Source organism: Streptomyces sp. NPDC058880, assembly GCF_042742535.1.
Lineage (GTDB): Bacteria > Actinomycetota > Actinomycetes > Streptomycetales > Streptomycetaceae > Streptomyces.
The window spans coordinates 33,595-46,326 of record NZ_JBHYMC010000060.1 but is presented as its reverse complement, the minus strand read 5'-3'; the positions used below and the strand labels follow the sequence as shown (position 1 = coordinate 46,326).

At 72.5% G+C, this 12,732-nt stretch carries 11 protein-coding genes; 5 read left to right on the top strand and 6 right to left on the bottom strand.

The features are described 5' to 3' along the window. Positions 1–102: 102 nt before the first annotated feature. From ACFW2G_RS26785 to ACFW2G_RS26760, 6 genes are all read right to left on the bottom strand, one after another. Positions 103–1,350, bottom strand: coding sequence for a histidine kinase (locus ACFW2G_RS26785; protein WP_037926222.1), 1,248 nt, complete (start codon positions 1,348–1,350; stop codon positions 103–105). After that, positions 1,347–3,077: a cation acetate symporter gene (locus ACFW2G_RS26780; RefSeq protein WP_037926224.1), complete on the bottom strand. Its 1,731-nt coding sequence runs from the start codon at positions 3,075–3,077 to the stop codon at positions 1,347–1,349. Before ACFW2G_RS26780 ends, ACFW2G_RS26785 begins: the two co-directional genes overlap by 4 nt. A 97-nt stretch (positions 3,078–3,174) precedes the next feature. Then, positions 3,175–3,450, bottom strand: coding sequence for a hypothetical protein (locus tag ACFW2G_RS26775; protein WP_037926226.1), 276 nt, complete (start codon positions 3,448–3,450; stop codon positions 3,175–3,177). A gap of 208 nt (positions 3,451–3,658) precedes the next feature. Next, entirely contained in the window at positions 3,659–4,495 is an 837-nt protein-coding gene (locus tag ACFW2G_RS26770) for a LytTR family DNA-binding domain-containing protein (RefSeq protein ID WP_037926229.1), read from the bottom strand. 174 nt (positions 4,496–4,669) lie between these two features. Next, the gene (locus ACFW2G_RS26765) at positions 4,670–5,608 is read right to left on the bottom strand and encodes an SCO0930 family lipoprotein (protein WP_037926557.1); all 939 of its coding nucleotides are present in this window, start codon (positions 5,606–5,608) and stop codon (positions 4,670–4,672) included. Positions 5,609–5,725: 117 nt separating this feature from the next. Beyond that, positions 5,726–6,904, bottom strand: coding sequence for a GDSL-type esterase/lipase family protein (locus ACFW2G_RS26760; protein WP_384449317.1), 1,179 nt, complete (start codon positions 6,902–6,904; stop codon positions 5,726–5,728). Between the two features lie 631 nt (positions 6,905–7,535). Here ACFW2G_RS26760 and ACFW2G_RS26755 point away from each other — a divergent pair. From ACFW2G_RS26755 to ACFW2G_RS26735, 5 genes are all read left to right on the top strand, one after another. Next, positions 7,536–9,026, top strand: a complete 1,491-nt coding sequence (locus ACFW2G_RS26755) for an amino acid permease (RefSeq protein WP_037926232.1) — start codon at positions 7,536–7,538, stop codon at positions 9,024–9,026. A gap of 10 nt (positions 9,027–9,036) precedes the next feature. Further along, positions 9,037–9,492, top strand: coding sequence for an Lrp/AsnC family transcriptional regulator (locus ACFW2G_RS26750; protein WP_030027017.1), 456 nt, complete (start codon positions 9,037–9,039; stop codon positions 9,490–9,492). Between the two features lie 178 nt (positions 9,493–9,670). After that, positions 9,671–9,952, top strand: a complete 282-nt coding sequence (locus tag ACFW2G_RS26745; protein WP_384582649.1) for a class I SAM-dependent methyltransferase — start codon at positions 9,671–9,673, stop codon at positions 9,950–9,952. Between the two features lie 161 nt (positions 9,953–10,113). Continuing rightward, the gene (locus ACFW2G_RS26740; RefSeq protein WP_384449325.1) at positions 10,114–10,914 is read left to right on the top strand and encodes a carbon-nitrogen hydrolase family protein; all 801 of its coding nucleotides are present in this window, start codon (positions 10,114–10,116) and stop codon (positions 10,912–10,914) included. Between the two features lie 74 nt (positions 10,915–10,988). Continuing rightward, a complete protein-coding gene (locus ACFW2G_RS26735) occupies positions 10,989–12,686 on the top strand; it encodes a flavin monoamine oxidase family protein (RefSeq protein ID WP_384449328.1) in 1,698 nt (565 codons plus the stop codon). Positions 12,687–12,732: the final 46 nt, after the last annotated feature.

The window sequence follows — 12,732 nt, the reverse complement described above, 5'->3', positions numbered from 1 at the left end:
GAGCTGACCCCGGGGTTCGGGCACCCGGCGGCGGGGGCCCGGGGCCCCCGCGCCCGGGGCCTCGGGTCCGTCCGGCACGGACGGACCCGAGGCCGCGGGCCTTCAGCACCGCGGCGGCAGGACCCGCCCCGACGGAGAACTGTGCACGCCCGCGTGGTATTTGGGGATGCGCACGGTCACCTTCATGCCGGCGCCGACCCCCGTCTCCATCACCGGACCGTACGCGTCCCCGTACACCTGCCGGATCCGCTCGTCGACATTGGGCAGTCCCACCCCCGACGAGGAACCCCCGCGCTCCCCGGCCAGGATCCGGCGCAACAGGGCCGGATCCATCCCCACCCCGTTGTCCTCGACGGTGATCACGGCGTCGGGACCCGTGTCCTGTGCCGTGATCGTGATCCGGCACTCCTTGGTCGAGTCCTCCAGCCCGTGTTTGACGGCGTTCTCCACCAGCGGCTGCAGACACAGGAACGGCAGGGCCACCGGCAGCACCTCGGGCGCCACCTGCAAGGTCACCTTCAGCCGGTCACCGAACCGGGCCCCGGCCAGCGCCAGGTACTGCTGGATGGAACGCAACTCATCGGCCAGCGTGGTGAATTCGCCGTGCCGGCGGAAGGAGTAACGCGTGAAGTCCGCGAACTCCAGCAGCAGCTCCCGCGCCCGCTCCGGATCGGTCCGCACGAACGAGGCGATCGCCGCCAGCGAGTTGAAGATGAAATGCGGGGAGATCTGCGCCCGCAGTGCCTTGATCTCCGCCTCCATCAGCCGGGTCCGCGAACGGTCCAGCTCGGACAGCTCCAGCTGCACCGACACCCACCGCGCCACCTCCGTCGCGGCCCGTACCAACACCGCCGACTCCCGCGACCCGTACGCCACCAGCGCCCCCAGCACCCCGTCCTCGCCGGTCAGCGGGGCGAACACCGCCCACTTCAGCGGACAGTCCGGCCGCAGGCAGTCCGTCCGCACGCTCTGGCTGCGCCCCGACTCCAGCATCACCGCCACCCGCGCCATCGCCCGCCGCTCGTGGTGGTCGGCACCCGGGCCGTCCCACGCCAGGACCGCCTCCCGGTCCGTCAGGCACAGCGCCTCCGTCCCCAGCAGCGACCGCAGCCGCCGGGCCGCCTTGCGCGCCGCATCCTCGGTCAGTCCGGCGCGCAGCGGGGGAGCGGCCAGCGAAGCCGTGTGCAGCGTGTGGAAGGTGGCCCGCTCCACCGGAGTGCCCAGGTCCAGACCCGCCAGGCGCTCCCCGCGCCGCGCGTGCCAGCGGCCCGCCGCCCAGCCGAGCCCCAGCATCACCGCCGCACCCGCCACCACCAGCACGGCGAGCAGTGCCTGTCCCACCCCGGTCACCGCAGGCCCCCCGCACGGCTCCCCGCCACGACCTCCGGCAGGTGCAGCCGGGTCAGGATCGCCGCCGTCCCCGCCGGTATCCGGGACCGGGTGGCCAGCGACACCGCCACCATCGTCAGGAACCCGAGCGGTACCGACCATGCCGCCGGCCAGGCCAGCATCGTGTGCGCCCAGCCCGCCGGAGCCAGCCCGGTCCGTGTCGCCAGCACTGCGCTCAGCGCGGCCCCGCCACCGGTGACCAGCCCGGCCACCGCACCCGGCGGGGTCAGTCCGCGCCACCAGATGCCCAGCACCAGCAGCGGGCAGAACGACGAGGCCGACACGGCGAACGCCAGGCCCACCGCGTCCGCCACCGGCACCTGGGTGGCCGCCATGCTCCCGCCCAGCGGCACCCCGATCGCCACCAGCGCCGCCCACCGGAAACCGTGCGCCCCGCACCTCGGCAGCACGTCCTGGTGCAGTACCCCGGCCACCGCCACGGTCAGGCCCGAGGCCGTCGACAGGAACGCCGCAAAGGCACCCCCGGCCAGCAGGGCCCCCAGCAACTCGCCCAGCACACCGCCCAGCATCCGCTCCGGGAGCACCAGCACCGCGGCGTCCGCGTCACCCGTCAGCGCCAGCTCGGGGGCGTAGATCCGGCCCAGCGCCCCGTACACCGGCGGCAGCAGGTAGAAGGCACCGACCAGCCCCAGCACCACCAGCGTGGTGCGCCGCGCCGCCCGCCCGTTGGGGCTCGTGTAGAAGCGGACCGCCACGTGCGGCAAGCCCATCGTCCCGAGGAACGTCGCCAGGATCAGTCCGTACGTGGCGTACAGCCGGTACTCCCGCAGCTCCCCGGACGGCGGCTCCGACCACGTGCCCACCCCCGCCCCCGGCTCCGCCCGGGCGTCCGGGACCGGTGTGTCCGCGGCGAACTCCAGCCGCGCGTGAGCCCGTACGGAATGTTCACCGGCGGCCAGCACCAGCGGTACCGACACATGGCTGCGGCCGTCCACCTGCCCGGTCACCGTCACCGCCAGCGGCTCCCGCACCGACAGTCGCACGTCCTGCGCGAGCGTCACCGACGTGGCCTGGCGGAAGACCGCCGGCGCGTCGAAGGTGGCCCGCGGCGCACCGTCCCCGGCCCACGCGCCGAGCAGGAAGAACGCAGGCACCAGCAGGGCGGTCAGCTTGAGCCAGTACTGGAAGGCTTGCACGAAGGTGATGCTGCGCATCCCGCCGGCGGCCACAGCCACGCTCACCACACAGGACACGACCAGCCCGCCGGCCCAGTGCGGAGCCCCGGTGAGGATCTCCAAGGTCAGCCCGGCCCCCTGCAACTGCGGCAGCAGGTACAGCCAGCCGACCCCGACCACGAACAGCACCGCGATCCGGCGCACCGCCCGGGACTCCAGCCGCGCCTCGGCGAAGTCGGGCAGCGTGTAGGCGCCGGACCGCCGCAGCGGGGCGGCCACCAGTGCCAGCAGCACCACGTATCCGGCCGTGTAGCCGACCGGATACCAGAGCATCCCGGGGCCCTGCAGCAGCACCAGCCCGGCCACCCCGAGGAAGGACGCCGCGGAGAGGTACTCCCCGCTGATCGCCGCCGCGTTCAGCCGCGGCCCCACCGTGCGCGAGGCCACGTAGAAGTCGGACGTGGTCCGGGATATCCGCAGGCCCAGCGCGCCGAGCAGCAGGGTGACCAGGACGACGACACCGACCGCGGTCAGCGCGTACGTCTGGTTCACCAGAGCGGTCCTTCGGACGGGAGGCGGGGTGACCGGAGTCTACGCAGGCCCCCGACCGGGCGACAGACACGATTCGGACCCTCCCGGTCCGCCGCCGTCAGATGGCCGGGTCACGATGCCCGGCGCAGTCCCGCAGTGCGATCTCCAGCTCCACGTACGACTCCTCCGCGCGCCGGAAGGCCAGCGTCAGCGCCGCCTCCGCACGCGGCGGGACCTGATCGCGGACGCCCTCACCCGCCTCGTACAGGATGTCTGCCCAGCGGGCGGCCGCACTGCGCAGCAGGGCGAGCAGCGCCTCGGCCTCGGCGGGCCCCGCCGGCCGCCTCCGCGGCAGCCCGCTCAGGGCGTCGACCAGCGCCTGGACCTCGGACATCTCGCTCCTCCCGGGCCGGGAAGATCCACGATACGCAGCGGCGACGGCATCGGCGGGCCGTTCACACCACCGCTGCGGCAGGCGGCTCCCGCGGATCGCCGTACGCCCCTCCCGGTGCGGTGAACGGCATCCGCGCGCGCCCGGCGGTCGCCGCGAACAAGCCCGGCAGGGGCGTACGGTGGGCGACGGCGGGCCGCGGCGACCGGATTCAACCGGTCGCGTGCCGCATCAGCAGGTCCCGCAGCTCCCGCGCATGCCTGCGGCTCACCTGGAGGTCCGCCGACCCGACCCGGACCGTGGTCGTGCCCGAGTCCAGCCGGAGCTCGTCGATCCGGGCCAGCGCCACCAGGTGGCGGCGGTGGATCCGCACGAACCCGCGCGCCGCCCAGCGCTCCTCCAGCGTGGACAGCGGGATCCGCACCAGATGGCTGCCCCCGTCGGTGTGCAGGCGGGCGTAGTCGCCCTGCGCCTCGACGTAGGCGATGTCGGCGATCGCCACGAAGCGGGTGACGCCGCCCAGTTCGACCGCGATCTGCTCCGGGCCGCGGTCGGCGGCGGCGCCCTCCGGAGCAGGCCGGGCTGTCGCGACCACGGCCGGCTCGGCCGGCTCCGGAGGTGCCGGTGCCGTGGCGGCGGTCGGCACCGCCTCGGCCCGGCCCAGCTGCGCACAGGCCCGCCGTACGGCCTCGGCCAGCCGCTCCGGGCGCACCGGCTTGAGCACGTAGTCCACGGCCTTCAGGTCGAAGGCCTGCACGGCGAAACCTTCGTGGGCGGTGACGAACACGATCAGCGGCGGGTGCGCGAACCCGGCCAGCAGCCGGGCGATGTCCAGCCCGGTCAGACCGGCCATATGGATGTCGAGGAACACCACGTCGATGCCGTCGGGCCCGTCATGACCCGACTCCAGCGCCCGGGTGACCCGGCGCAGCGCCTCGGTGGCGTCCGAGGCGCCCTCGGCGCTGCGCACCCGGGGGTCGGAGCGCAGCAGGTAGAGGAGTTCCTCCAGGAGCGGTTTCTCGTCGTCGACAGCGAGCACGCGCAGCATGCGGCCGAGTCTAGTGGGGGGTCCGGCCGGTCCGGCCGGGCTCGCGGGCCCCGGCATCCTCCGGGGAGGGCACGTTCGGGCCGCTCCGGAGCGCCGTGAACAGTGCGCGGCCCCTGCCCGGGGGGAGGTGGGGCAGAGGCCGCGCGGACCGTGGTGGTGGGGGGATCGGGCCGGCTACTGGACGGTGATCAGCTTGCCGTCGGGGGAGACCGCGTACCAGGTTCCGCCCACGCCCTGCCCGTTGGTGTCGCCGGGCTTCTTGTCGCCGGAGAAGGTGTAGACGGGCCAGCAGTCGACGGTCTGCTGCTTCTTGCCGTCGGGGCGGTCCATGACCCGGTAGTTCTTCTCGATGATGCCCTTGGCGTTGGCCTTGTCCACCGGGGGCACGACCGGCCATTTGGCCAGGCAGTCACCGACGCAGTTGGAGACCATCGGCCAGGCGGTGTCCTTCTTGAAGCGGTAGACCGTCATGCCCTTGCCGTCGACGATGTGCTCGCCCAACTTCGGGTCCTTCGCGACGGACAGGCCGGGGGTCGGCTCGCCGGCCTCGGCGGGAGCACCCTCGGCGGGGGCGTCCGGGGCGGCCTCGGCCGGAGCCGACTTCGCCGCCTTCTTGCCGTCCGGACCGAAGGCGAACCACACTCCGCCGACACCCTGGCCGTTGATGTCGCCCGGCTTGGCGTCCTTGTTGAAGCGGTACGCGGGCCAGCCCGCAACCGTCAGCTGCTTCGTGCCGTCGCTGCGCACCACCTCGCCGAGCAGCGACGGGTCCATGCCCGAGGCGGCGGTCACGTCACCGGCCGCGACCACCGGCCAGGTCTTCGCGCAGTCCCCCTCGCAGTTGGACTTCGGGGGCTTCGCGGTGTCCTTGTCGAACCGGTAGAGGGTCAGGCCCGCGCTGTCGGTCAGGACCGAACCGAGCTGCTCGGTGACCGACGCCGCCAGCTGGCCGCCGGGCTGGTTGCCCGGGCCGGCCGCCGCCGGGGCGGCCTCGGCGGCGCCGGCGGGCTGTGTGGAGTCCGAGGCCGAGTAGTCCGAGGGGCCGCAGGCGCTGGCCGCCAGGACGACGGCTGCGGCGGCCGCGGCGAAGGTGGTTGCGCGCTTCATGCCCATGTTGATCTCTCCCACATCGTGTCTGTCTGTGCCGTCGCCCCCAGCGGCGGCAACTGTGCACAGGACACGCCCTGGTGGACGGGATCTGTTCACCCCGTCCGGTGTGGGCTGTTTCACTCACCCCGCACCGAACCCGGCGCGCCGCAGGGCCGTGGCCACAGCGAGGCCGAGCACCTGGTGTCCGGAGTCGTTGGGGTGCAGCCCGTCCGCGAGGTGTTCGGGTCCGAGCAGGTCACGGCCGGGGAGGACGGCGAGCCGGGCGTCACCGGCGGCGATCCGGTCGTGGGCGGCGCGCTCCATCGCGTCGCGCAGCGCGCCCAGGGTGGCGCCGAGCCGGTTCGGGGTGCGTTCGGCGTCGGGCCGCAGCACGGGGGAGACCAGCAGCAGGGGGGTCCGCGGGTGCCCCTGGCGGACCAGTTCGAGGAAGGCGCGCGTGGTCTCGTACAGCAGCGGCGCGGAGAACGGCACCCGGGACCAGCAGTTGGTGCCGAAGGCGAGGGTCAGGACGTCCGCCGGTAGCCCCGAGAGCTGTTCGGCGGTGGCGAGTTCACCGCGCGCTGCGCCCGCGTAGCCAAGGTTGACGGTGTCCCAGCCGAGGGCTCGGCCGGCGACGGAGGGCCAGCCGTGGGCAGGGCGGGTGGCCCACCAGCCCTCGGTGATGGAGTCGCCGTGGACGACCCAGCGCGGAGTGGGCGGTGCGGGCGCGAGGGCGCCGCCGATCCCGCGCAGGCCGAGCACGACGGGCGACTGGTTCTCGGGCGGGTGGATGGTGAAGGGACCGTGGAAAGGCCCGTCGCCACCCCCGAGCCCGATGCGTACGACAGCCTCCGCGGCCGGTTCGGTGAACACCTCGCTGACCACCCCGTGGCGGTCCCACAGGGCGAAGCCGTGAGCGAGGTCGCGCAGGGCGTCCGTGGGGCCGGGCACGGTGGCCCGGTAGCGGATCTCGACCGCCGTCGCGGTCTCGGTGGTGAACTCCAGGCGCACCCCGATGGGCAGGGTGGCCCGCTCGCCGGTGTCCCAGGGCAGCCGCATCGTGTCGGCGGGGTCGGCGCGCACCGGACGGCCCTTGTCCAGCCAGGCGATCCCGCGCAGGAAGGGCTGCGGGTCCTGCCATCCGCCGGGCACCTCGTCCCGCCCTGCGCCCCGCCGCTCGGCCCGCCACCGGTCGCCCTGCCGCCGGTCGTCCCGCTGCTGCTCCTCCTGTCGCCGGTCCGGCCACACCGCCCGTCCGGGCCGCCCCGCCCGCTCCTGCCGCGGTCCCGGCCGCCCCTCGTCGTGCACCGGTGCGCTCATCCTTCGCCTCCGATCGTCGGGTACGGGAACTCCACGCCGACCCCGCCGTCCACCACGGGCTTCTGCCCCGCCCCGTACGAGGGCAACGGTGGGACGGGGGAGCACGTGGTGGCCGCGCCGCCACCGCGTTCACCCGTACCCCGCGGCGGCCTGCTTCCACCGCCGCCGGGCGGCACCGATGCGATCCGGGTGGCCGCGGTGGGCCCGGTGGGCACGGTGGGCACGGCTGCCGTGTGCGGCGCGCCTCGGGCCACCGGTGCCGGCACCGGCACCGGCGCGCCGATCGTGCGGAGCGCGTCCGGCTCAGGGCCGCAGGCTGCGACAAATCTGACGAAGTGTCAATGGAGCGGGTCTCCGGCGGCCCGCGCAGCGATCGATCATCCCTACGCAACAAACAACTGTCCGTGACCGATCCGCGCAATGATCGTGCGCCAATGTGCAAGGATGGTCCATTACGGGCGGTATCACTCAGCTCGTAGGCTCACTCGCTGTACGTGGAGTGGCGCGGATCGCCTGCTCGGCGGTCCCCCATGCCAGGCCCTTCCTCCGTCGGGCCCTGTCCTGCTCCGGACCGTCGCGGTCGACGCCTCATCCCCGACCTCTCCGATCCGCAGTGACAAGGAGTCCCCTCGTGCTCGACCACGGCCAGGCGCCACCGCTCGCTTCCGAGCCCCGCAGGCCCGCCAACCCGCTGCTCCGCCGCAAGCCGGTCGAGCTGCTGGTCGCCGAAGGCGGCCAGGGCGAAGGCGGCGCGCTCAAGCGTTCGCTCACCATGTGGCAGCTGACCATGATCAGCATCGGCGCGACCCTGGGCACGGGCATCTTCGTCGTCCTCGGCGAAGCCACCCCGATCGCCGGCCCGGCCGTCTTCATCGCCTTCATCGTCGCGGGCCTGACCGCGCTCTTCTCGGCGCTCTCCTACGCCGAGCTCGCGGGCTCCATCCCCGTCTCGGGCTCCTCGTACTCCTACGCCTACGCCACCATGGGCGAGCTCATAGCCTGGGTCTGCGGCTGGTGCCTGGTCCTGGAGTACGGCGTCTCGGTCGCCGCCGTCGCCGTCGGCTGGGGCCAGTACCTCAACGAGCTGCTCGACGGCACGCTCGGCGTCACCATCCCCGAGGGCTTCTCCGCTCCGCTGGGCGAGGGCGGCTACATCAACATGCCGGCGCTGGTCGTCGTCCTGCTCTGCATGGTGTTCCTGCTGCGCGGCGCCAAGGAGAGCGCCCGGATCAACACGATCATGGTCGCCGTCAAGATCGTCACGCTGGGCCTCTTCATCGTGATCGGCTTCATGGGCATCAAGGCCGGCAACTACACCCCGCTGGCCCCGCTCGGCGTCACCGCCATCAGCACCGCCGCCTCCATGCTCTTCTTCTCCTACATCGGCTTCGACGCGGCCTCCACGGCTGGCGAGGAGGCCAAGGACCCGAAGCGGGACCTGCCCCGCGCGATCATGCTCTCGCTGCTGATCGTCACCGCGATCTACTGCCTCGTCGCCCTGGTCGCCGTCGGCGCCATGCCGTGGCAGGAGTTCGAGGGCAGCGAGGCCGCCCTGGCCCAGATCATGGAAGACGTCACCGGCCACTCCTTCTGGAGCGTCATCCTGGCCGCCGGCGCGGTCGTCGCCATCGCCAGCGTCGTCTTCGCCGTCCTCTACGGCCAGACCCGCATCCTCTTCGCCATGTCCCGCGACGGCCTGATGCCGAAGGCCTTCGCCAAGGTCGACGAGAAGACCGGCACCCCGAAGGTCAACACGATCATCGTCTGCCTCTTCTGCGGACTCCTCGCCGCCTTCATCCCGCTGGGTGAACTGGCCAACGCCACCAGCATCGGCACGCTCTTCGCCTTCGGCCTGGTCAACGTGGCGGTCGTCATCCTGCGCTACACCCGCCCCGAGATGAACCGCACCTTCAAGGTCGCCCTCTTCCCGGTCACCCCGATCCTGGGCTTCCTCTTCTGCGCGTACCTCATGACCGAGCTGCCGCTGGCCACCTGGTTGGTGTTCGGTGGCTGGATGGCGGTCGGGCTCGTGATCTACTTCTTCTACGGCATGCGCCGCTCCAGCCTGGCCACCGTGGCCGACGTGGCCGCCCCGGCCGCGGAGGTCGCTGAACAGAAGTGATTCACCCCCCGTGCGACTGAACGATCTCGACGAACGCATCGTGCACGCCCTCGCCGAGGACGCCCGCCGCTCCTACGCGGACATCGGCTCCGAGGTCGGGCTCTCCGCCCCCGCCGTGAAGCGGCGCGTGGACCGGCTGCGCGCCGAAGGCGCCATCACCGGATTCACCGTCCGCGTCGACCCGGCCGCCATGGGCTGGGAGACCGAGGGCTTCATCGAGATCTACTGTCGCCACAACACCTCGCCGGACGACATCCGGCGAGGACTGGAGCGGTACCCCGAGGTGGTGTCCGCGTCGACCGTCACCGGCGACGCGGACGCCCTCGTCCAGATCTTCGCCTCCGACATGCGGCACTTCGAGCGGGTCCTGGAACGCATCGCGGGCGAGCCCTTCGTCGAGCGCACGAAGTCCGTCCTCGTCCTCTCCCCGCTGCTGCGCCGCTTCACCTCGGGCGCCCCCGCGTAGCCGCCCCTTCGTCCCGCGCGCCTCGTGCGCCGCCGGACGGAAAACCGGGTGCCCGGAGCGTCCCGGACCGGGACGGTGTACGGGTGAACCGAGAAACGATCTCCCACCTGGCCCACACCCACCACCCCATCGCGGCCCCGCTGGGCGACGCCGCCGTGGCCCGGCTCCTGGACCGCGCGTGGCCCGCGGCACCGAACGCGTCCTCGACCTCGGCTGCGGCCCCGGCGAGTGGCTGCTGCAGGCCCTGCGCGACCGCCCCGGCGTGCACGGCGTCGGCGTCGACGTCTCCGGGAACGCCCTCGACCGGGCCGCCGGCGCGGCACGGGCCCTCGACCACCCCGACCACCCGGACAGCGCCGAAGCCCTCGACGCAGCGAACGGCCACCGCGCCGCATGGCTCCGCGGATACCGCGCCACCTGGGGTTTCGCCACCCTCCTGCTGCGCCGGACCGCCGACTGACCGGCCCCTGCGGCCACCGGACGCAACGAATCGCCGCCAGAGCCCCGTAACGCGCAACGAATCGCACAGCAGCGCGCAACATCGGCGCCTTGTTGCGCCGGGAGGGCGAAACGTACCGTTCATAGGACCGCACACACCCCTCCTGCCACAGAGGTACGCCCATGCCCCCGCTGCGCACCGCCCTCCTCCAGAGCTCCGGAGTCCTCGGCGACGTCGCCGAGAACCTCAAGGCGCTCGACGAGGCCGCCGAGCGCGCCGCACAGGCGGGGGCCGGGCTGCTGGTGGCGCCGGAGATGTTCCTGACCGGCTACGCGCTCGACCTCGACGCCGTCCCCGGACTCGCAGAGGCCCACGACGGCGACTCCGCCCGGGCCATCGGCGAGATCGCCCGCCGCCACGGACTCGCGGTCCTCTACGGCTACCCCGAGCGGGACGGCGACACGGTCTACAACTCCGCCCAGCTCATCGGCCCCGACGGCGCCTCCCTGGCGAACTACCGCAAGACCCACCTCTTCGGCTGCTTCGAGCAGGACGCCTTCACCCCCGGCGACGCCCCCGTAGTCCAGGCCGACCTCGGCGGCATCCGCGTCGGCATCATGATCTGCTACGACGTGGAGTTCCCCGAGAACGTCCGCGCCCACGCACTCGCCGGTACCGACCTCCTCCTGGTGCCGACCGCCCAGATGCACCCCTTCCAGTTCGTCGCCGAGCACCTCGTCCCCGTCCGGGCCTTCGAGAACCAGATGTACGTCGCGTACGTCAACCGCACCGGCCCCGAGGGCGAGTTCGAGTTCGTCGGTCTCAGCTGCCTGGCGAGCCCCGACGGCACCACCCGCACCCGCGCAGGCCGCGGCGAGGAAATGGTGTTCGGCGAGGTCGACCCCGAGCTGCTCAGCGCCTCGCGCGAGAACAACCCCTACCTGCGCGACCGCAGGCCCGGGCTCTACGCCTCGCTCGTCTGACCCCGCCGGTATCCCGCCGCACCCCGCCCCCACCGCTCCACCCCCGAGCCCTGCCCCGCAAGGAGTCGTACCCCATGACGTCCACGGTGCCCACCACCGCCGTCCCGCACAGTGACGGACAGCCGCCGATCACCATGTTCGGTCCGGACTTCCCGTACGCCTACGACGACTTCCTCGCCCACCCGGCGGGCCTCGGCCAGATACCCGCGACCGAGTTCGGCACCGAGGTCGCCGTCATCGGCGGCGGACTCTCCGGCATCGTCTCGGCCTACGAGCTGATGAAGATGGGCCTCAAGCCCGTCGTCTACGAGGCCGACCAGATCGGCGGCCGCCTGCGCACCGTCGGCTTCGAGGGCGCCGAGACCGAGGGCCTCACCGCCGAGATGGGCGCCATGCGCTTCCCGCCCTCCTCCACGGCCCTGCAGCACTACATCGACCTCGTCGGCCTGGTCACCGAGCCCTTCCCGAACCCGCTCGCCGAGGCCACCCCCTCCACGGTCGTCGACCTCAAGGGCGAGACCCACTACGCCGAGACCATCGCCGACCTCCCGCAGATCTACCGCGACGTCGCCGAGGCCTGGAACGCCTGCCTCGACGAGGGCGCCGACTTCTCCGACATGAACACCGCGATGCGCGAGCGGGACGTCCCGCGCATCCGCGAGATCTGGGCCAAGCTCGTCGAGAAGCTCGACGACGAGACCTTCTACGGCTTCCTGTGCAAGTCGGAGGCCTTCAAGTCCTTCCGCAAGCGCGAGATCTTCGGCCAGGTCGGCTTCGGCACCGGCGGCTGGGACACCGACTTCCCGAACTCGATCCTCGAAATCCTGCGCGTCGTCTACACCGAGGCCGACGACCACCACCGCGGCATCGTCGGCGGCTCGCAGCAGCTGCCGCTGCGCCTGTGGGAGCGCGAGCCCGAGAAGATCGTCCACTGGGCGCAGGGGACCTCGCTGTCCGCCCTCCACGACGGCACCCCGCGCCCGGCGGTGACCCGACTGCACCGCACGGCGGGCAACCGGATCACGGTCACGGACTCCTCCGGAGACATCCGCACGTACCGCGCCGCGATCTTCACGGCCCAGTCGTGGATGCTCCTGTCGAAGATCGAGTGCGACGACACGCTGTTCCCGATCGACCACTGGACGGCGATCGAGCGCACCCACTACATGGAGTCGTCCAAGCTGTTCGTTCCCGTCGACCGGCCGTTCTGGCTGGACAAGGACGAGGAGACCGGCCGCGACGTCATGTCGATGACGCTGACCGACCGCATGACCCGCGGCACCTACCTGCTGGACAACGGCCCCGACAAGCCCGCCGTCATCTGCCTGTCGTACACCTGGTGCGACGACAGCCTGAAGTGGCTGCCGCTGTCCGCGAACGAGCGGATGGAGGTCATGCTGAAGTCCCTCGGCGAGATCTACCCCAAGGTCGACATCCGCCGCCACATCATCGGCAATCCGGTCACCGTCTCCTGGGAGGACGAGCCCTACTTCATGGGCGCGTTCAAGGCCAACCTCCCCGGCCACTACCGCTACCAGCGCCGCCTGTACACCCACTTCATGCAGGACCGCCTCCCCGAGGACAAGCGCGGCATCTTCCTCGCGGGCGACGACATCTCCTGGACGGCGGGCTGGGCCGAGGGCGCGGTCCAGACGGCCCTGAACGCGGTCTGGGGCGTCATGCACCACCTCGGCGGGTCCACGGACTCCACCAACCCGGGCCCCGGCGACGTCTACGACGAGATCGCCCCGGTCGAACTCCCGGAGGACTGACCCCCTCCCGGTCCCGCGATCCACGGGCCGTCGCCCCGCGCCGTCA

What these genes read in the sequence shown, in the direction of transcription:
- ACFW2G_RS26775 (WP_037926226.1), bottom strand. Translation starts at nt 3,450, where the DNA reads ATGTCCGAGGTCCAGGCGCTGGTCGACGCCCTGAGCGGGCTGCCGCGG.
- ACFW2G_RS26770 (WP_037926229.1), bottom strand. Translation starts at nt 4,495, where the DNA reads ATGCTGCGCGTGCTCGCTGTCGACGACGAGAAACCGCTCCTGGAGGAA.
- ACFW2G_RS26765 (WP_037926557.1), bottom strand. Translation starts at nt 5,608, where the DNA reads ATGGGCATGAAGCGCGCAACCACCTTCGCCGCGGCCGCCGCAGCCGTC.
- ACFW2G_RS26760 (WP_384449317.1), bottom strand. Translation starts at nt 6,904, where the DNA reads ATGAGCGCACCGGTGCACGACGAGGGGCGGCCGGGACCGCGGCAGGAG.
- ACFW2G_RS26740 (WP_384449325.1), top strand. Translation starts at nt 10,114, where the DNA reads ATGCCCCCGCTGCGCACCGCCCTCCTCCAGAGCTCCGGAGTCCTCGGC.
- ACFW2G_RS26735 (WP_384449328.1), top strand. Translation starts at nt 10,989, where the DNA reads ATGACGTCCACGGTGCCCACCACCGCCGTCCCGCACAGTGACGGACAG.